General features: G+C 66.7%; 19 protein-coding genes. 13 read left to right on the forward strand and 6 right to left on the reverse strand.

What is annotated here, in order from left to right:
* Positions 1 to 150 precede the first annotated feature (150 nt).
* The gene (gene lptB, locus M0208_RS09630; RefSeq protein WP_258891489.1) at positions 151 to 927 is read left to right on the forward strand and encodes an LPS export ABC transporter ATP-binding protein; all 777 of its coding nucleotides are present in this window, start codon (positions 151 to 153) and stop codon (positions 925 to 927) included.
* Positions 928 to 930: 3 nt separating this feature from the next.
* The gene (gene rpoN, locus M0208_RS09635; protein ID WP_258891490.1) at positions 931 to 2,421 is read left to right on the forward strand and encodes an RNA polymerase factor sigma-54; all 1,491 of its coding nucleotides are present in this window, start codon (positions 931 to 933) and stop codon (positions 2,419 to 2,421) included.
* Position 2,422: 1 nt separating this feature from the next.
* On the opposite strand, the gene M0208_RS09640 is transcribed toward rpoN, so the two are convergent.
* From M0208_RS09640 to M0208_RS09650, 3 genes are all read right to left on the reverse strand, one after another.
* Positions 2,423 to 2,587: a hypothetical protein gene (locus M0208_RS09640; protein ID WP_258891491.1), complete on the reverse strand. Its 165-nt coding sequence runs from the start codon at positions 2,585 to 2,587 to the stop codon at positions 2,423 to 2,425.
* A gap of 75 nt (positions 2,588 to 2,662) precedes the next feature.
* Entirely contained in the window at positions 2,663 to 3,790 is a 1,128-nt protein-coding gene (locus M0208_RS09645) for an alpha/beta hydrolase (RefSeq protein ID WP_258891492.1), read from the reverse strand.
* A 70-nt stretch (positions 3,791 to 3,860) separates the two neighbouring features.
* Positions 3,861 to 4,859: a ligase-associated DNA damage response exonuclease gene (locus M0208_RS09650; protein ID WP_258891493.1), complete on the reverse strand. Its 999-nt coding sequence runs from the start codon at positions 4,857 to 4,859 to the stop codon at positions 3,861 to 3,863.
* 80 nt (positions 4,860 to 4,939) lie between these two features.
* On the opposite strand from M0208_RS09650, the gene M0208_RS09655 reads away from it, so the two are divergent.
* The 8 genes from M0208_RS09655 to M0208_RS09690 all read left to right on the forward strand — a co-directional run bounded on the left by M0208_RS09655 (position 4,940) and on the right by M0208_RS09690 (position 14,310).
* The gene (locus M0208_RS09655) at positions 4,940 to 5,893 is read left to right on the forward strand and encodes an AraC family transcriptional regulator (protein ID WP_258891494.1); all 954 of its coding nucleotides are present in this window, start codon (positions 4,940 to 4,942) and stop codon (positions 5,891 to 5,893) included.
* Between the two features lie 73 nt (positions 5,894 to 5,966).
* A complete protein-coding gene (locus M0208_RS09660) occupies positions 5,967 to 6,881 on the forward strand; it encodes a helix-turn-helix domain-containing protein (protein WP_258891495.1) in 915 nt (304 codons plus the stop codon).
* Positions 6,882 to 6,906: 25 nt separating this feature from the next.
* A complete protein-coding gene (locus tag M0208_RS09665) occupies positions 6,907 to 9,330 on the forward strand; it encodes a ligase-associated DNA damage response DEXH box helicase (protein ID WP_258891496.1) in 2,424 nt (807 codons plus the stop codon).
* Positions 9,331 to 9,518: 188 nt separating this feature from the next.
* Positions 9,519 to 10,505: a retroviral-like aspartic protease family protein gene (locus tag M0208_RS09670; protein WP_258891497.1), complete on the forward strand. Its 987-nt coding sequence runs from the start codon at positions 9,519 to 9,521 to the stop codon at positions 10,503 to 10,505.
* A gap of 62 nt (positions 10,506 to 10,567) precedes the next feature.
* Positions 10,568 to 11,968, forward strand: a complete 1,401-nt coding sequence (locus M0208_RS09675; RefSeq protein ID WP_258891498.1) for a M20/M25/M40 family metallo-hydrolase — start codon at positions 10,568 to 10,570, stop codon at positions 11,966 to 11,968.
* A 179-nt stretch (positions 11,969 to 12,147) separates the two neighbouring features.
* The gene (gene pdeM, locus M0208_RS09680) at positions 12,148 to 12,810 is read left to right on the forward strand and encodes a ligase-associated DNA damage response endonuclease PdeM (RefSeq protein ID WP_258891499.1); all 663 of its coding nucleotides are present in this window, start codon (positions 12,148 to 12,150) and stop codon (positions 12,808 to 12,810) included.
* A 46-nt stretch (positions 12,811 to 12,856) separates the two neighbouring features.
* A complete protein-coding gene (locus M0208_RS09685) occupies positions 12,857 to 13,663 on the forward strand; it encodes a MerR family transcriptional regulator (RefSeq protein WP_258891500.1) in 807 nt (268 codons plus the stop codon).
* Positions 13,660 to 14,310: a CPBP family intramembrane glutamic endopeptidase gene (locus tag M0208_RS09690; RefSeq protein ID WP_258891501.1), complete on the forward strand. Its 651-nt coding sequence runs from the start codon at positions 13,660 to 13,662 to the stop codon at positions 14,308 to 14,310. The genes M0208_RS09685 and M0208_RS09690 overlap by 4 nt, the downstream gene beginning before the upstream one ends.
* 43 nt (positions 14,311 to 14,353) lie before the next feature.
* Here the strand turns inward: M0208_RS09690 and M0208_RS09695 are convergent, their stop codons facing one another.
* The 3 genes from M0208_RS09695 to M0208_RS09705 all read right to left on the reverse strand — a co-directional run bounded on the left by M0208_RS09695 (position 14,354) and on the right by M0208_RS09705 (position 16,148).
* Positions 14,354 to 14,911, reverse strand: coding sequence for a fasciclin domain-containing protein (locus M0208_RS09695; protein ID WP_258891502.1), 558 nt, complete (start codon positions 14,909 to 14,911; stop codon positions 14,354 to 14,356).
* A 103-nt stretch (positions 14,912 to 15,014) separates the two neighbouring features.
* The gene (locus M0208_RS09700; protein WP_258891503.1) at positions 15,015 to 15,161 is read right to left on the reverse strand and encodes a hypothetical protein; all 147 of its coding nucleotides are present in this window, start codon (positions 15,159 to 15,161) and stop codon (positions 15,015 to 15,017) included.
* 117 nt (positions 15,162 to 15,278) lie between these two features.
* On the reverse strand, positions 15,279 to 16,148 hold the full coding sequence (locus tag M0208_RS09705) for a 3-hydroxybutyryl-CoA dehydrogenase (RefSeq protein WP_258891504.1): 870 nt from the start codon (positions 16,146 to 16,148) through the stop codon (positions 15,279 to 15,281).
* Positions 16,149 to 16,222: 74 nt separating this feature from the next.
* Between M0208_RS09705 and M0208_RS09710 the strand changes: the two genes are divergently transcribed.
* The 3 genes from M0208_RS09710 to M0208_RS09720 are packed head-to-tail and all read left to right on the forward strand — an operon-like array spanning position 16,223 to position 19,851.
* Positions 16,223 to 17,320, forward strand: a complete 1,098-nt coding sequence (locus M0208_RS09710; RefSeq protein WP_258891505.1) for a DUF1176 domain-containing protein — start codon at positions 16,223 to 16,225, stop codon at positions 17,318 to 17,320.
* A 39-nt stretch (positions 17,321 to 17,359) separates the two neighbouring features.
* Entirely contained in the window at positions 17,360 to 19,408 is a 2,049-nt protein-coding gene (locus M0208_RS09715) for a S9 family peptidase (protein WP_258893212.1), read from the forward strand.
* Positions 19,405 to 19,851, forward strand: a complete 447-nt coding sequence (locus tag M0208_RS09720; protein WP_258891506.1) for a hypothetical protein — start codon at positions 19,405 to 19,407, stop codon at positions 19,849 to 19,851. Before M0208_RS09715 ends, M0208_RS09720 begins: the two co-directional genes overlap by 4 nt.
* Positions 19,852 to 19,856: the final 5 nt, after the last annotated feature.

The raw sequence follows: 19,856 nt of genomic DNA on the forward strand, positions 1-19,856 counted from the left end.
CCGTCCGACGGCGCGGGCTTTGCCCGTGTCGCCACCAGAGCACTTCATCGCATCCCCCCTTCCCTCCGCCGCGCGCTTCATGCATGAATCCTGCCAACCGGTCGGTCAGCAACGTTCCGGTAACCATTAGCTGCGAGGTCGGCGACACCGATGGACACGATCACGACCCTGGAGGCAGTAGAGCCGATCCATGAAGCGCCGTTGATGGACGGCCTGTCGGTGGTGTCGATCGCCAAATCCTACGACAAGCGCGTGGTGCTGGCCGACGTGTCGGTGTCGGTCGGGCGTGGCGAGGTGGTAGGGCTGCTCGGGCCGAATGGTGCTGGCAAGACGACGTGCTTCTATTCGGTGATGGGGCTGGTGAAGCCCGATTCGGGCCGCATCATGCTCGATGGCGACGATATCACCGGCCTGCCGATGTACCGCCGCGCGATCCTCGGCCTTGGTTACCTGCCGCAGGAAACCAGCATTTTCCGCGGGCTGACGATCGAGAAGAACATCCTGACCGTGCTCGAACTGTCCGAGCCCGATCCGGCGGCGCGGCAGGCGCGGCTGAACACGTTGCTGGACGAATTCGGCCTGACGCGGCTGCGCGATGCGCCCGCGATGGCGCTGTCGGGGGGCGAACGCCGCCGTGCGGAAATCGCGCGCGCGCTGGCGGCGAATCCGTCGATCATGCTGCTCGACGAGCCGTTCGCGGGTATCGATCCGATCTCGATCGCCGACATCCGCGACCTGGTGTGCCAATTGAAGGAGCGCGGCATCGGGGTGCTGATCACCGACCACAATGTGCGCGAGACGCTGGAAATCGTCGACCGCGCGTACATCATCTATGATGGCCGCGTGCTGTTCACCGGCAGCCCCGAGGAACTGGTCGCCGACGCGAACGTACGGCGGCTGTATCTGGGCGAGGGCTTCTCGCTCTAAGCCATGAGCCTCGCCCCGCGTCTCGACCTGCGGCAATCGCAATCGCTGGTGATGACGCCGCAATTGCAGCAGGCGATCAAGCTGCTCGCGCTGTCGAATCTCGAGATCGAGGGCGTGATCGCCGAGGAGATCGAGAAGAACCCCCTGCTCGAAGCGACTGCCGCGCCGGAAGATGGGCCGACGATCGATCGCGAGCCGGAAACAGTGGTACGCGATGAACCTGCGGGCGCGGACGAACTTGTCATGTCCGGCGAAGCGGCGGGCGAATCGCTCGACGTCGACATCGCCGCCGAACGCTTCGACGGAGACGGACCTGGCGACCGCGTCGGAATGGATGGCGCGCTCGGTCTGAACGGCGCAAGCGGCGGGGGGATGGGCGAGGACGGCCCCGATTTCGATTCGTTCGCCGACACCTCCGCCAGTCTCGCCGATCATCTCCTCGCGCAGGCGGGCAGCGCGGTGTCGGGCGCGGACCTGTTCGTCGCGCAGCATCTGATCGACCTGATCGATGAGGCAGGATACCTCACCGCCAGCCTGCTCGACGTAGCGACGCGGCTGGGCGTGCCGCTGGCGCAGGTCGAGGCGGTGCTGGGCGTCATCCAGACCTTCGATCCGACCGGTGTTGGCGCTCGCGATCTGGCCGAATGCATCGCGCTGCAGGCGAAGGAGGCGGATCGCTATGATCCGTGCATGGCGCGGCTGATCGACAACCTCGATCTGGTCGCGCGCGGCGAGCTCGCGCGGCTGAAGCGAATGTGCGGCGTCGACGACGAGGACATGGCGGACATGATCCGCGAACTGCGCAGCTACGATCCCAAACCCGGCTGCCGCTATGGCGGCGAACCGATGCAGGCGGTCGTCCCCGATCTCTACATCCAGCGCACCAAGACCGGCTGGGCGATCGAACTGAACAACGCCACGCTGCCGCGCGTGCTGGTCAACAAGAGCTATTACAGCGAACTGTCGACCGGGCCGCAGGATAAGGCGTCGAAGGCGTGGCTGTCGGATTGCCTGGCCAGCGCGAACTGGCTGGTGAAGGCGTTGGACCAGCGCCAGCGCACCATCGTCAAGGTCGCGACCGAGATCGTGAAGCAGCAGGAGGCGTTCTTCCTGAACGGCGTCGCGCATCTGAAACCGCTGACGCTCGCGCGCGTGGCGGAGGCGATCGAGATGCACGAATCGACCGTCAGTCGCGTGACTAGCAACAAATACCTGTCCTGCGCGCGCGGGCTGTTCGAGCTGAAATATTTCTTCACCTCCGCGATCCAGTCGGCCGACGGCGGTGATGCCGTGTCGGCCGAGGCGGTCAAATCCGCGATCCGCGCCTTGATCCACCACGAAGGCGACAAGGTGCTGTCGGACGACACGCTCGTCGACCTGCTAAACGCCAAGGGCTTCGACATCGCCCGCCGCACGGTGGCCAAGTACCGCGAGGCGCTGGGCATCGGCAGCTCGGTCCAGCGCCGCCGCCAGCGCGCGCTGGAACGCGCCTAGATCACAACCCCAGCCGGGTCAGCGGCGCGCCGACCAGACCGCTGACCATCGCCGCCTGCAACCACGTCGCTGGCCACAGCTTCGACAATGGCCCGACCAGCGTATCGCGGATGAGCGGCAGCGCGCCGCCATCGGATTGATAGACCGGCGTGAACAGCGCGCTCATCGCCTGATACAGCCGCACATGCCGCCGCCGGCGACCGCTATATGCAACCGAGTTTCAGACAAATCCCTTTCGGCGTCAGCCAAACCAGCGCCCTAGCTGGCGCATGATCGCCGCTTCGTACCGCGATCCGTGCATCCGCCGGATCAACGCCTCGAACCAGCGATCGAGCCAGTGGAGATTGCGGCGGCGCAGGAACGTTCGCAGCTGCTGGATGCGCAGCAGCAGCAGCGGCGAACTCGATTGCCCGGGCGACCCCGCCTTCAGCGCGTCCGACGCGCCTTGGGGATCGCCGATCTGTTCGAGGTGCGCGGCATAGGCCATCCACGCGAAGGAGTTGCTCGGCGTCAGCAGCACCGCGCGTTCGTGCAGCCGCGCCGCCTGTTCACGCCGGCCGAGCCGGTCCATCTGCACCGCCATCGCGCTGACGATATGTGATTCGGGCGTGATCGCGATCGCCTTGCGCAACAAGGTGATGGCCAGCCGCGGCCGGCGGACGGCCGCGCGGTGGGCGAGCGTGTAATAGAGGTGTTGCGATTGCCGCCGCCCGGCGCGCACCTTTGACCGCACCTCTGCGGGATCAAACGTACCGGCGGCGATCGCGCGCAGCGCCCATTGCAGCGCGCCGGTTTCGGTCAGCAGCGCGCCGACCGGATGGCCCGCATGCGGCAGGGGAATACGCGCCACCGGCCCCGCCGCGGCGATCAGCGCGACGTGGCGGTCGTCGGGAATGTCGTGCGGATCGTAGAAGACATATTGGCGCGGCGCGGGCGCGAACGGGATTTCGTCGAACTCGATCTGCGCGATGTCGGGTTGCCAGCGCGTTTCCCACGGCACCACGCGCGGATCGACCGAATGTTGCGGCGACAAGGCGATCGCCGTGTCCGCGCCGAGCGATCGGGCGAAGCGCAGCGCGGCATAGCCGCCCATGCTGGAGCCGTAGGTGATGACCCGGTCGTAATCGCGCGTGACCGCCGCGATCGCCGCCAGCATGTCCGGGATGTCGCGGTGCTGGTACCAGCGGTTCAGCCGGTTGACGACGTGGATCGCATCGATCCCCTCGCGTTCAAGGAATTCCTCGCCGAAGCCGGGGCGGTCGAGGTCGGGCGTGTTGGTGAACGATGCGAAGGTGACGACGATCGTACCGCCCGCTGATCCCACGCGCCGCACGAGAAGGTCGTCCGATCGATACAATTCCTCCCGCACCCCACGCTCCACCCGGCGAACTTCCCACCCTTCGATGCGCCGCGATAGAGCGCGGGCGCGCCAAGCTCAATCAGTCATCCTCATCCTCGAACCCGACCAGCGCCAGCGCGCGCGCCTTGATCTGGCGCGTCATGCACCAGTGGATCAGCGCCTCCTCGCGCCCGTGGGTGACCCACACCTCCTTCGGCGCGATTTCGGTCAGCGTGGTCGTCAGCTCGTCCCAATCGGCATGATCGGACAGGATCAGCGGCAGCTCGACCAGCTTTTGCCGCGCGCGTTGCCGCACGCGCATCCAGCCGCTCGCCATCGCGGTGATCGGCGCCGGCAGGCGGCGCGACCAGCGATCGTTCAGCGCGCCGGGCGGGCACATCACGACGTGCCCCGCCATCTCGGCCTTGGTCGCGTCGGCCACGGGGAGCAATTCGCCCAGCCGCACGCCGTGATCGGCGTACAGGTCGCACAACCGTTGCAGCGCGCCGTGGATGTAGATCGGCGCGTGATGGCCGCGGTCGCGCAATTCGGCGATCACGCGCTGCGCCTTGCCCAAAGCATAGGCCCCAACCAGCACGCAGCGATCCGGATTGGCGTGCAGCGCGGCGATCAACTTGTCGATCTCGTCGCCGGTATCGGGATGGCGGAAGACTGGCAGGCCGAACGTCGCCTCGGTCACGAACACATCGCATTTGATCGGCTCGAACGGGGTACAGGTCGGGTCGGCGCGGCGCTTGTAATCGCCCGACACGACGATCCGCTCGCCGCGGAAATCGAGCACGATCTGCGCCGACCCCAGCACATGGCCCGCGGGCACGAAGCCCACCTCCACATCCCCAAGCCGGATCGTTTCGCCATATCCGACCGGATTCCCAGCCTGCGCTCCGTAGCGCGCGTCCATGATCGCCAGCGTTTCCGGAGTCGCCCACACCGCAGCGTGCCCACCGCGCGCGTGATCGGCATGGCCGTGCGTCACCAGCGCCCGCGCCTGTGGCGTCGACGGATCGATCCAGGCGTCGGCGGGCTTCACGTAGATGCCGTGCGGATGGGGTTCGAGCCAGTCGCCGAGCTTGGGCATCGTACCGATATGGGGCGTCCGCCGCGCTGCGCCAAGCGACCTGTTTACAGGGGTTTGCATTTCGGTATTTCTCGCACCCGATGACGATCGTTCCCCGTACCGGTCAGACGCGCGACGGCCTGCCGATTTCCGTCAATGTCGCTCCTCCGCCCGATCTGGCCGATGTCATCGCGCGGTTCTTCGTCACGATCATCGACCAGCCCGACGATAACGTGACCAGCGATTTCCTGCTGAACGAAACCGCGCTGATCCGCGTGACGGTGCGCGGCGCGTGGGAGGTGCTGGTCGGGTCGCGCTGGGTGCCGCACGATCCCGCCGCATACATGTTCGGCGCGCAACGCAAGGCGCTTCACGTACGTTGCCGCGGGCCGATGGCGATCGCCGGCTTCGCGATCAGGTCGAGCGGCTGGTTCGGGATCGAACCGGCCGCCGCGCATCTGTTCGTCGACCGGTTGACCCGGGTCACCGGCGCGTGGGGCGCCGAACTGATCCACGCCTGCCGCGATATCGACGATCATTCCGGGACCGTCGCGCGGCTGACCGCCGCGACCCGCGCCCGGGTGGCGACGCTGCGCGGCGCGTCCAACCCGCTGATGGCGGCGTTCGAACGGCGCGCCTGGCTCGAACCGACCAGCAGCGTGACCGCCGCCGCCGCCGAAGCCGGGATGAGCCAGAGCCGCTTCGACCGCGCCGTCCGCGCGCATTTCGGGCATCTGCCGAAGACCGTCCTGCGCCGCAGCCGTTTCCTGGACATGGCGGCGGTGATGCAGGGGATGGCGATCCCGGGGCTGGACAACGACGCGTCGTCGCGTTTCTACGACGCGTCGCACCTGAACCGCGAGTTTCGCCTGTTCGTCGACATGACCCCGGCCAATTTCGCCCGGACGTCGACACCGTTGCTGACGCCCGGTCTGGAGGTACGCCAGCGCCGCAAACTCGACTATCTCGCGACATTGCCGCTTGGCTCGCTCCCGCCGTGGCTCAGTCGCACCGAGCGCACCGTAGGAAGCGCAACGGAGACGGTGTCCGCATGAAATTTTGCGGAAGGTCTATTGTAAGGAAAGTAAGATTGCGACGAGGCGGGCCGTTCCATAAAATCGAAATCGGATGGCCATAACCCCGCGCACCGGAGTGTCCCGCGACGGTCTGCCGCTGTCGCTCAGCCGTGCGCCATCGGCGGACATGGCGACGTTCGTCGCGCGCTATTTCATCACCATTTTCGATCAGCCGGCGGATTCGGTGCTGGAAGACTTCCTGTTGCACGAAACCGCTTACATCCGGGTGCCGACGATCGGCCGCTGGGCGACGCGGATCGATGGCGAATGGGTCGAATATGAAGGGCCGATGCTGTTCGGCGCACAGCGCAAACGCTTTCCGGTGCGCTGTACCGGGCCGGTCGTCGCGGCGGGCTTTGCGATCCGGCCCGCGGCGTGGCGCGCCTTTTCGACCGAACGCGCGGACCTGATCGCGGATCGCCTGACGACGATCGGCGGCTCATGGGGCGATCGTCTGCGCTGGGCATGCGAAAATACCTATGATCACGACCAGACCTTCGCCCGGCTGGAGACGGTGGTGCGCGAACAGATGGAATGGGCGACGGTCGTCCCCAACCCGATCTGCGAACAATTCGAAGCTACCGCGCGCGCCGATCCGGTGCGCAACGTCCGCGATATCGTGCGCGACCTGAACACGACGCCGCGCCGGCTGGATCACCTGGTGCGCGATCATTTCGGGCATCTGCCGAAGACGGTGCTGCGCCGCAGCCGCTTCCTCGACATGGCGGCGGTGATGCGCGGGATGGCGGTGCCCGACGCCGACGCGCTGGCGCGGATGCGTTTCTACGACGCGTCGCACCTGAACCGCGAATTTCGCCTGTTCGTCGACATGACCCCGGCGCAGTTCGAACGGACGCCGACGCCGCTGATGACCCCGGGGCTGGAGATACGCCAGCAGCGCAAGCTGATCGATCGCGCGACTGCCGCGCCCGCACCCTGGCTTGCGACCGAGCAGCCGCCGACGTGATGGCGGCGCGGTCCGCGCGCCCTATATGACGTGGACCATCGTGATCGATCTCCCCCTTGTCCTTGCCGAATGGTTCGCCGCGCGCGATTGGACGCCGCGTACGCATCAGCTGGAGATGCTGCGCGAAGGCCGCGCCGGGCGGCACGCGTTGCTGGTTGCGGCGACCGGCGCAGGCAAGACGCTCGCCGGGTTCCTGCCGACATTGGCCGACCTTATCGAGCAACCGACCGAGGGGCTGCACACGCTCTACGTCTCACCGCTGAAGGCGCTGGCGGTCGATATCCAGCGCAATCTGATGACGCCGGTCGCGGAGATGGGCCTGCCGATCCGGGTCGAGACGCGTACCGGCGACACGCCGAGCGACCGCAAGGCGCGGCAACGCGTGAAACCGCCGCAAATCCTGCTGACCACGCCCGAATCGCTGTCGCTCCTGCTGTCCTATCCGGACAGCTTCACGATGTTCGAAGGATTGCGGACGATCGTCGTCGATGAGGTCCACGCCTTCGCCACCGGCAAGCGCGGCGACTTGCTCAACCTGTGCATGGCGCGGCTCGGGCGGATTGCCCCCGACAGCCGCCGCGTCGCGCTGTCGGCAACGGTAGCCGACGCCGACGGCTATCGCGCGTGGCTCGCCCCCGACGGAGATATCGATACGGTCAGCCTGGTTCAGGGCGAAACCGGGGTCGATCCCAATATCGCGATCCTGCTGCCCGAGGGCCGCGTGCCGTGGGCCGGCCATTCGGGACGCTATGCCGCCGCGCAGGTAATGGCGGAGATCGAGACGCACAGGACGACGATCGTCTTCTGCAATACGCGCAGTCTCGCCGAACTCATCTTCCAGGATCTGTGGAAGGAAAATGCGCTGCGGCTGCCGATCGGCATCCACCACGGCAGTCTGGAGAAAGAGGCGCGCGCGAAGGTGGAGGGCGCGATGGCGGCGGGACTGCTGCGCGGGCTGGTCGCCACCGCCAGCCTGGACCTCGGGGTCGATTGGGGCGATGTCGACTGCGTGATCCAGATGGGCGCGCCGAAGGGGTCGTCGCGGCTGCTGCAACGGATCGGGCGGTCGAATCACCGGTTGGACGAACCGTCCGAGGCAATCGTGGTCCCCGGCAACCGGTTCGAATATCTCGAGGCGCGCGCAGCGCTGGACGCGGTCGAGGCGGGCGAGCTCGACGCGGACGTGTTCCGCATGGGCGCGCTGGACGTGCTGGCGCAGCATCTGATGGCGTGCGCCTGCGCCGCGCCGTTCGATCGCGACGTCATGCTGGACGAAGTGCGGTCCTCGCTCCCTTATTCCGCGCTGACCGGCGACCTGTTCGACCAGGTGCTCGGCTTCATTCGCGACGGAGGCTATTCGCTGAAGGCCTATGACCGCTTCAAGCGGCTGACGCAGGATGCCGATGGTCTGTGGCGCGTAACCCACCCGAAGTTCATCACCCAGCACCGGCTGAACGCCGGAATCATCGTCGAGGCGACGATGCTGAAGGTCCGCTTCCGCAACGGGCGCGTGCTGGGCAAGGTCGAGGAAGGGTTCGCCGCGACGCTGGCGCATGGCGACACGTTCTACTTTGCGGGCATGAGCCTGGAGGTCGAGAAGATCGACACCGAGGATCTGATCGTCCGCGCCACTGCCAAACCCGCGCGCATCCCGACCTATGGCGGGTCGCGGATGCCGCTGTCGACCAATCTGGCCAATCGCGTGCGCGGATTTCTGGCCACCCCAGCGGACTGGGATCGTTTCCCGCCCGACGTCCACGAATGGCTGACGATGCAGGCGAAGCGTTCGTCGCTGCCCGAACCGGGGCAGTTGCTGGTCGAAACCTTCCCGCACGAAGGCCGCCACTTCATGGTCGCGTACAGTTTCGAGGGGTGGAACGCGCACCAGTCGCTCGGGATGCTGCTCACGCGGCGGATGGAGACGCAGGGGCTGCAGCCGATGGGCTTCGTCGCCAACGATTATGCACTGGCGACCTTTTCGCTGCGCCCCGTCACCGACCCTGCGTCCTTGTTCGACGCGGACATATTGGAGCACGAGTTCGTCGACTGGGTGCAGCAATCGCACCTGCTGAAGCGCGCGTTCCGCGAGGTCGCGGTGATCGGCGGGCTGGTCGAGCGCCAGCATCCGGGCAAGCGCAAGACCGGCAAGCAGGTGACCTTTTCGACCGACCTGATCTACGACGTGCTGCGCAAGTACGAACCGTCGCACATCCTGCTGGAGGCGGCGTGGGCCGATGCGCGCGCGCGGATGACCGACGTCGGGCGGCTGGCGGCCTTGCTCGACCGTGCGGCGGACACGATGCTCCATGTCGATCTGCCGCGCGTCACCCCGCTGGCGGTGCCGGTGCTGACGATGATCGGCCGCGAACGCGTCGCGACGGGCAGCGCCGACGACGCGCTGCTGATCGAAGCCGAAGCGCTGGCGACCGTGGCGATGGCGCCGGATTGATAATTTAATCCTCCCCTGCAAGGGGAGGTGTCAGGCGAAGCCTGACGGAGGGGTGTCACGGCGAATAACGGAGGGCGACCCCCCTCCGTCTCGCTGCGCGAGCCACCTCCCCTTGCAGGGGAGGATTGTGGCTACCCTTGCCGCTAATACCGCTTGCGAAAGGCCCGGATCGGGCGCAGCTTCGGCGCATGGAGAGATCGCTCGCCCCGTTCATGCTGGCGCCGATGCTGCTGCTGTCCGCGCAATCCCCGTTGCCCCCCGCCGCATCTCCGCCGCCCCCGCCTGTGACGGGCATGGCGGCCCCCGCCGAACCGACGATCGACGAGATCATGTTCGGCGAAGCGGGCACGCGAATGACCGTGCCAGTGCAGATCGCGGGCGCTGGCCCTTATGGTTTCGTGATCGACACGGGCGCGCAACGCACCGTCATCGCGCGCGAACTCGCGTCGAAGCTTGGGCTGGCCGCGGGCCGTTCGGTGCGGTTGACCGCGATGACCGAAACCAGCGACGTCGGCACCGTCGTCATCCCCTCGATCTCGGTCAGCACGCTCGGCGGCCTGGCGATCGAAGCGCCTGCGCTTGGTGCGCGCAACCTCGGCGCAGCGGGGATGCTCGGGATCGATTCGCTGCAGCGCCATTCGCTCGCGATCGATTTCGAGCGGCAGACGATGGCGGTCTCACCCTCGAACAGGCGCACCAAGCGTCAGCGCGCGCTGCCCGGCGAAATCGTCGTGACCGCCAAGAATATGTACGGCCAGCTTGTCGTGACCGACGCCTTCGTCAACGGAAAGCGTGTGCGCGTGATCCTTGACACCGGATCGGCGGTGACGATGGGCAATCAGGCGCTGCGCAAACGGATCGCGCGGCGCGACCGGAAGGTCGTCCCGATCGATCTGATCAGCGTCACCGGCGGCACGCTGACCGCCGATTACGGCCGGATCAACGACGTGAAGATCGGCGAGGTGACGATCGCCGATCTGCCGATCGCGTTTGCCGACGCCGCGCCGTTCCGCGTATTCGGGCTGGAGGATACGCCCGCGCTGTTGCTCGGCATGGACGCGCTGAAGCTGTTCCGCCGCGTCAACATCGATTTCGCCAACCGCGAACTCCGGCTCGCGCTGCCGAAGAACGCGCGTGAGGAATTCCGTCCCGGCTGGAGCGCCGCGCCCGGCTGATCCGCCGCAGTTGCGCGGCGCGACTTTCCCTGCAACGTTCGCCCGCGGACCAGCAGGGGGACATGATGCGGCTGACGGGATTTATCGGTGCGGCGGTTCTGGGGATCATGCCGCTGACCGCAGCGGCGCAGGCGCGACCGGACCAGAAGGCGTTCCTCGATCTTTACCGCGAGCTGGTCGAAACTAACACCGTCGTGAACGTCGGCTCCTGCACGCAGGCCGCGACGCAGATCGCCGCGCGCATGAAGAAGGCGGGGTATTCGGATAGTGATGTCGGCGTGTTCACCGTTCCCGACCACCCCAAGGACGGCGGCCTCACCGCGATCCTGAAGGGCAGCGACGCCAGCCTGAAACCGATGCTGCTGCTCGGCCATATCGACGTGGTCGAGGCCAAGCGCGAGGACTGGAAGCGCGAACCGTTCAAGCTGATCGAGGAAGGCGGCTTCTATTACGCGCGCGGCACCGTCGACGACAAGGCGATGTCGGCGGTGTGGGCCGACGCGATGATCCGCTTCAAATCAGGCGGCTACAAGCCGAAACGCACGATCAAGCTGGCGCTGACGTGCGGCGAGGAAACGACCTTCGCGTTCAACGGCGCGCAGTGGCTGGCCGACAACCGCCCCGATGCGGTTTCGGCCGAATTCGTCCTGAACGAAGGCGGCGGCGGACGCTTCGACGCCGCAGGAAAGCGCCAGTTGCTGGCGGTGCAGGTCGGCGAGAAAGCTGCGCAGAACTTCACCTTCGTCGCCACCAACCCCGGCGGGCACAGCAGCGCGCCGACTCCGGCGAACGCGATCTACGAACTCGCCGATGCGGTGAAAGCGGTTCAGGGATATGAATTCCCGGTAAAATTCACCGACACGACGCGCGTCTTCTTCACGATGACCGCAAAGGCGATGCCGGGCGAGGTAGGGACCGCGATCACGAAGCTGCTCGCCAACCCGCAGGACAAGGCGGCGGACGCGATCGTCAGCCGCGACAAGACGATGCATTCCACCTTGCGCACCACCTGCGTCGCGACCCTGCTTAGCGCCGGCCACGCCGAAAACGCGCTGCCGCAACGCGCCACCGCCAACGTCAATTGCCGCATCTTCCCCGGCGAGACCGTCGACCAGACGCTCGCGAAACTGAAGGAACTGGCGGGTCCGCAGGTCACGGTGACCGCGAACACGCCGGTCCGCCCGATCGCGGTGCCCCCGCCGCTGACCGACAAGATCACCGGCCCGATGAAGACCGTCGCGGCCAAGTATTTCCCCGGCGTGCCGCTGCTACCGCTAATGTCGACCGGCGCGACCGACGGGGTGTTCTTCGGCAAGCTGAACATGCCGGTCTATGGCGTCCCCGGCATCTTCCTGGAGCCCGATTTGAACGGCATCCACGGTCTGGACGAACGCATCCGCGTGAGCGCGCTGTACGAAGGCCGCGACTATCTGTTCGATCTGGTGAAGGCGTACGCTGGTTGAATAAATCCTCCCCTGCAAGGGGAGGTGGCAGTCCGAAGGACTAACGGAGGGGTGTCCCCCTTTGTGTGTCGGACTTCGATCGCATCGGTGACACCCCTCCGGCGCTACGCGCCACCTCCCCTTGCAGGGGAGGATTAAAGTACGTTGCCCCCGCCCCGCCGTTGCGCCAAAGACTACGCATGGTTCCCTTTTCGTTCGGTTCGCACGCGCTGATCGCGCTGCCACAGGGCGGGTTGTTCTGGCCCGCGCGCGGTGCGTTGCTGGTCGCGGACCTGCATCTGGAAAAGGCGAGCTGGTTCGCGGGGCGCGGACAGATGTTGCCGCCCTACGACAGCATGGCGACGCTGGCCGACCTGACCGCGCTGGTAACGGCAACCGGCGCAGGCGAAGTCTGGTGCCTGGGCGACAGTTTCCACGACACCGGCGGGTGCGAGCGCCTCCCCGACGCGGCGCAGGCCATGCTCCGCGCGCTGACCGCGCAGACGCGCTGGACGTGGATCACCGGCAACCACGATCGCAGCTACGTCGATCGCTGCGGCGGCGATGTCGTGGACGAGGCGCTGGTCGACGGCCTGATCCTGCGCCACGAAGCCGACCCGCGGGAGGCGCGCCCCGAACTGTCGGGCCACTTCCACCCCAAACTGCGCATCCGCGTCCGCGGCAAGCTCGTCTCGCGGCGCTGCTTTATCGCCACCGATACGAAGCTGATCCTCCCCGCGTTCGGCGCGCTCACCGGCGGGCTCGACGCGACCCACCCCGAAATCGTCCGCGCGGTCGGCCCGGCGGCACAAGCGCTGATCCCGCTCGACGACCGCCTGCTGCGCTTTCCGCTCGCCGCGTAATTCCCGCTTGCTCCTGACGTAGCGTCAGCGGCTACACCGATTCGCGATGGAAGAAATGTACGACATCGGGGAGGTCGCCGCCGCGACCGGGCTGACGCTTCGCGCGCTGCGCTTCTACGAGGCGCGCGGGCTGGTGAAACCGCTGCGCACCGCGGGCGGACGCCGCGTGTACGGCCGCGGGGAGCTGCAACGACTGAACGCCGCGGTCGCGCTGAAACGCGCCGGGTTCAGCCTGAAGAAGATCGGCGAATTGCTTACCGGGCGCACCGTCGATCTCGGCCGGCTGATCGCGGCGCAGATCGCCGAAGTCGACGCCCAAGCGGCGGCACTCGCCGATTCCCGCACGCTCCTGCTCACCGTCCAGTCCCGCATCGATCGTGGCGAGCCGATCGACGTCGCGACCCTCTGCTCGCTCATCAAGCACGGAGATTCGATCATGCAACAGGAAAGCTGGAAGGCGGTCGTGGACGATTATTTCACGCCCGACGAACAGGAACGCTTCAACGCGAAAATGGCCGACGTTCCCGATGGCTACAGCCAGGCGGCGTATGGCGATAAATGGCGCGCGCTGGGCCAGCGGATCGAGGCGGCGATGCCGCTGGAGCCGATGTCCGATACGGCGCAAGCCTTCGTCGACGAATGGTTCGCGTTGCTGAAACCGTTCTCCGACGTCGCAACGCCCGAAATGTGGAACGGCACCGTTAAGATGTACGGCGACATGGACAATTGGAAGGCGTCGCCCGACGTCGGCTTTTCAAAAGCCGTATGGGATTTCATCATGACGGCGACGCGCGCGCGGATCGAGGCGGGCGGCACGGTCGACGGTCCGGCTTGGATGACGAACGCGAAATGATCGCACGCGCCGAACGCCGCCGCCTCATCCCGCTTGCGATCATCGGCCTGATCCTCGCGTTCGGCCTGCCCGAACTCGGGCTGGCGAAGCTGTTTCCCGATCCACGGGTCGGGCGGGAGATCGTGTGGATCGCGTTCGGCGTGCTGATCCTGTTGTGGGTGACGAAGGTCGAACGCCTGCCGCTGACCTCGATCGGCCTCAGGCGACCGACATGGGGCACGTTCGGCTGGGGCCTCGCCGCGACCGTCGTGCTGATGGCGACGGTCATGCTGACCTTCGCGCTGATCGTCCCGGCGCTCGGCCTCGAACAGAATATAGCGACGACCGGCGCGATCGTGCAGGTGCCGCTATGGCTCCTGGTCGCCACGCCGATCGTCGCGGGCGTCACGGAAGAACTGGTCTATCGCGGCTATGCGATCGAACGGCTCGAACTGCTCACCGGGCGTCCGTGGCTCGCCGGACTGATCGGCGGAATCATGTTCGTGCTGGTGCATTGGAGCTGGGGGTCGGCGCAACTGATCCTGGTCGCCTTCGCCACCGCGATCCTGGTGCCGCTGTATCTGTGGCGGCGCGACCTGCCGTGCGTGATGATCGCGCACATCCTCACCGACCTGATCGGTTTCGCGCTGGCGCGCGCGCAGATGTAGATCCGGCCGGACCCGCGGGGGCAGGCCTGGCCGGGTCCGCCAATCAGGGCATCATCACCGTGTCGATGACGTGGATCATCCCGTTCGACTGGCGAACGTCGGCGATCGTGATCTTTCCCATGCCGCCCTTGGCGTCCATGATCGCCCAGCCTTTGCCGCCCGCCGCCTTGTGGAAGGTCAGCGTGCCGCCCTGCACCGTGGTGTAGGTCGCGTTGCCGCCGTTGGCCTTCGCCTTGGCCGCGATCTGCGCCGCGGTGATCGTGCCGGGGACGACGTGATAGGTCAGGATACCGGTCAGCGTCGCCTTGTTCTCCGGCTTCACCAAAGTATCGACGGTGCCCGCGGGCAGCTTCGCGAACGCCGCGTTAGTCGGCGCGAACACCGTGAACGGACCCGGACCCGACAATGTCTCGACCAGCCCCGCGGCCTTCACCGCGGCGACCAACGTCGTGTGATCTTTCGAAGCAACCGCATTTTCGACGATGTTCTTGGTCGGGTACATGGCTGCCCCGCCGACCATCGGGTTCTTCGCTTGGGCCATCCCGGCGCCACCGGCGACGAGCGCCAGCGCGGCGAGCGAGGTACGAATGTAGCGTGTCATGCAATTTCTCCTGCGGCGTGCGATCGTTGCCGACGCCGGGCGGAGATACGTGGCGGCGCGCGAAAACGACGCACCGGGCGCGCAAGATTATTCGTCCCCAAGTTTACTCGTCGGTGCGCATCTTCACCTTGTTGGGCAGATCCTTGCCCTTCGTCCGCCGCGACGGAAGCTGCACCGGATGCTTCTTCTTCCACTGCGCAAAGGTCATCGGGCCTTCGGGCGTGTCGATGATCGTATCGTCCAGGCTCATCTCAGACTCCTTTGCGGTGCCAGCCCGCTCCCCCTCCCGGCCACCCACACGGTATCCTGATGGGTGGCCGGGAGGGGGAGCGGGCTGGCACCGACTTACGCGCGTGAGCGCGTCAAACTAGCGCGTCGGTTCGGGCGTTTCTCCCGAATAATCGTAGAAGCCCCGCCCCGTCTTGCGACCATACCAGCCCGCCTCGACGTATTTCACCAGCAGCGGCGCGGGGCGGAATTTCGGGTCGCCGGTGCCCTCGAACAGCACGCGCGTGATTTCCAGGCAGGTGTCGAGCCCGATGAAATCGGCGAGCGTCAGCGGGCCCATCGGGTGGTTTAGGCCCAATTGGCAAGCCAGGTCGATGTCGCGGATCGTCGCCACGCCCTCACCCAGCGCGAAGCACGCTTCGTTGATCATCGGCATCAGAACGCGGTTGACGATGAAGCCCGGCGCGTCGTTCGCACGCACCATCTGCTTGCCGAGCGCCGTCGCATAGGCCTCGATCACCGCGACCGTCGCGTCCGACGTGGCCAGCCCGCGGATAACCTCGATCAACCCCATCACCGGGACCGGATTGAAGAAATGCACGCCGATGAAGCGCGCCGGATCGGGCGAGGCCTGCGCCAGCCGCGTGATCGGGATCGACGACGTGTTCGACGCCAGCGCCGCGTCGGCCCCCAGCACCTTGCCAACAGTTGCGAAGATCGCGCGCTTGATCTCCTCGCGCTCGGTCGCGGCCTCGATCACCAGCGCGCAACGACCCATCGCCGCGACGCTGGCGACCGGTTCGATCCGCGCCAGCGCCGCATCGCGCGCGTCGGGCTGAAGCTTGCCCTTCTCCACCGCCCGCGCGAGTTGTTTGGCGATCCCCGCCTTCCCCGCCTCGGCCCGCGCCAGGTCGACGTCGCTCAGCAGCACCTGATAGCCCGCCTGCGCCGACACTTGCGCGATGCCTGCGCCCATCTGCCCCGCGCCGATCACCCCGATCGTCTGCATCCGTCCGTCTCCATCCATCTGGCCGCGCGGCATAGCCGCTTTTGCGCGGCCTGCCACCGGGCTAGAACGCGCCAATGAAGCCATTACTGATCGCCGCCGCGTCACTCGCCGCCTGTTCCTCGCCTGAGCCGGTGAATAACGAAACGCGCGTCGAAGCCGCAGCCAACCTCGTTACCCAAGAACCGTCCGCGGGTCCGGCCGTCTCGACCGCCGCCGCCGCACCGGCACGGCCAGGCGAACTCAAGACCTTCCGCGACTGGACGGTCGGCTGCGACAACGGCCTGCGCTGCACCATGGCGTCGCTCGGCCCGGAGGCGGGCGATTTCCCCGCGATGACGGTCGCGCTCACCCGCGCGGCCGGGCCAGACGGCGGATATGAGATCGCGCTGGAGGGACTAGAGGATGCGACGCCGCGGCCGGAGGCGATCGTGATCGACGGACGGCGTTTTGCGATCGCGGGCGACGGCCTGTCCGGTGATTCGGCGGCACAGGTTGCGGCGGCGCTGGCGAACGGCCGGCTGATGGCGATCCACGGCGCGGGCAACAGCACGATCGCGACCGTCTCCACCGCCGGGGCCTCCGCCGCGCTCCGCTACATCGACGCCACGCAGGGCCGCGTGAACACCGTGACCGCGACCGTCGCGAAGGGCGCGCAGCAACCGGTCAGCGTCCCGCGCCCGCCTGCGCTGCCGGTCATCGCCGCCGTAACTGTCTCGGGCAAGCCCGCCACCCCGACCGCCACGCAACTCGCGCAGATGCGCAAGACTGGTAAATGTGAGGGGATGGCGGTCGAGCAGAGCGACCTCTTCAAGCCCGACACGCACGCGCTCGGCGGCGGCAAGACGCTGGTCATGGTGCCGTGCTCGTCCGGCGCGTACAATCTCTTCGCCGCGCTGTTTGTGCTGGAGGACGGCAAGTTCTCGCAGGCGAAGACAGACGCGGAGACGGGCTTCGCCGAGAATGCCGACGTGACCGAGGTCGTCAACGGCGAGTGGGACGGCGAAACGCTGAAGACGTACGCCAAGGGCCGGGGTCTGGGCGATTGCGGCGTCGCACAGAGCTTCGTGTGGGACGGCGCGCGGCTGCGGCTCACCGAACAGAGCGAAATGGACGAATGCCGCGGCAACCCGAATTATATCACTACGTGGCGCGCCCGCGTGAAGCGCAAGTAACTCGACTTCGCGAACGCACGACGCGATAGCGGGCGGATGATGAAGCCCCCCGTCGCCAACACACGACCGCATTCCTTCACCACCCACGGCGTCACCATCGACGATCCATGGGCGTGGCTGAAGGATGCCAACTATCCGGATGTTACCGACAAGGACGTGCTGGCGTATCTGGAGGCGGAGAACGCTTATTTCGAGGCGGCGATGGCCCCGCACCAGCCGTTGGTCGACACGATCTATGCGGAGATGAAGGGGCGCATCAAGGAGGACGAATCCTCGGTCCCGCAAAAGGACGGCGACTGGCTGTACTGGACCGATTACGAGACCGGCGGCGAATACCGCCGCTGGTGGCGCAAGCCCGTCGTGGGCGGCCCCGACGAACTATTGCTCGACGAACCCGCGCTGGCCGCGGGCAAGGAGTATTTCCGGCTCGGCGCGTTCAGCGTGTCGAACGACGGATCGAAACTCGCTTATGCGATCGACGATTCGGGCGCGGAGCGGTTCGAGGTCCGCGTGAAAGACCTGACCACCGGCGAGCATCTGCCCGAGGTCATTCCGGGGATGCTGTCCGACATCGTGTGGACCAGCGACGACAGCGCTTTCCTCTACGGCCTGGCCAACAAGGAATGGCGCACCGACAACGCCCGGCTGCACCGGCTCGGCACGCCCGCCTCGGACGATGTCGAACTATTCCACGAAGCGGACGAGGGCTACCGCGTCGGCGTGTCGGAGACGAGCGACCGCCGCTGGATCATCATCGCGACCGGCGATCATGTGACGAGCGAGGCGTATCTGCTGCCCGCGAACGATCCGCTGGCGACGCCGGTGATGGTCGCAGCCCGGAAACCGGGCCGCGAGTATGACATCGACGCGCACGGCGACACGTTGTTCATCCACACCAACGACACCGATCCGATGTGGCGGCTGTGCACTGCGGCCGTAGCGACGCCGGGCGAATGGACCGAACTGATCGCGCCTTCCCCGCATTTCTACATGACCGGGGTCGAATGTTACGCCGATTTCTTCGTCGTCGAGGGGCGCGAGGACGGGCTCGACCAGGTCGAAATCCATTCCTATTCCGGCGACGCGCCGAAACGGATCGCCTTCCCCGAGCCGAGCTATGCCGCGGGGCTGGGCGACAATCCCGAATATGACATGAAGGTGCTGCGGCTAGGTTATGAATCGATGGTCACGCCGGGCACGGTGTACGACTATGACGTCGCGACTGGCGGCCTGACCACGCTGAAGGTGCAGGAAATCCCCAGCGGCTACGACGGCGACAAATACCGCACCGAACGCCTGAAGATCGCCGCGCGCGACGGCACCGAAATCCCGGTGTCGATCGTCTATCCGAAGGACTTCGCGAAGGACGGCGGCGCGCCGCTGTTCCTCTACGCCTACGGCGCCTACGGCCATGCGATCCCGCCGGGCTTCTCGACCGGGCGGCTGAGCCTGCTCGACCGCGGCTTCGCCTATGCCATCGCGCACATCCGCGGCGGCGACGATCTCGGCCAGCAATGGTATCACGACGGCAAACTCGAAAAGCGGGCCAACACTTTCAACGATTTCGTCGATGTGGCGAAGGGGCTGATCGCCGACGGCTGGACCAGCGCGGGCCGGATCGCGACCGCAGGCCGCTCCGCGGGCGGCGAGCTGATGGGCGCGATCGTCAATTCGGACCCCGAACTATGGGGCGCGGTGATCGCCGACGTGCCGTTCGTCGACGTGCTGAACACGATGCTAGACGCCACGCTGCCGCTGACGCCGGGCGAATGGCCCGAATGGGGCAACCCGATCGAGGACAAGGCGGCGTTCGACCTGATCCGCTCGTACAGCCCGTATGACAACGTTGGCGCACATGCCTATCCGCCATTGTTCATCAGCGGCGGCCTGAACGACCCGCGCGTGACCTATTGGGAACCCGCGAAATGGGCCGCAAGGCTGCGCGCGACCAAGACCGACGACAACATCCTGCTGCTCAAGACCAACATGGGCGCGGGCCACGGCGGCAAATCGGGCCGCTTCGAATCGCTGCGTGAAGGCGCGGAGGAACACGCCTTCGTCCTCTGGCAATTGGGCGTGGAGCCATGATGATCATCGCACTGCTGCTGGTCCAGGCGGTCGCTGCCGCACCGACGCCCGAGGCCGAGGCGCTGGGCCTTCGGCTTGCGCGCAGCGGCACGATGGCGACGATCCTGCCGCTGATGGCGCAGAAGGAAACCGACGAACTGGTCGCCGCGCATCCCGAACTCACCCCGGCCGAGCAGGCGAAACTACGCGATACCGCCAAGGCGACGTTCGCCACCAACGCGGCAAAGGTCGATGCGGCGTTCGCGCGCGCCTATGCCGGCAAGCTGTCCGTCACCGAACTCCGCGCGCTGGCGGAGCAGGCGGAGAGCGCACCCGCGAAACGTCTCCGCGCGGTCCTGCCTACCGTCATGGCGGAGGCGATGGGCACGCTGGGCGCACTGAACTTCAAGGGCGACACGCTCGCCGCATTCTGCCGCGATACCGGCAAGGCGTGCCCGAAATGACCTCG

Source organism: Sphingomonas sp. SUN019 (assembly GCF_024758705.1).
In the GTDB taxonomy this organism is placed as follows: Bacteria; Pseudomonadota; Alphaproteobacteria; order Sphingomonadales; family Sphingomonadaceae; genus Sphingomonas.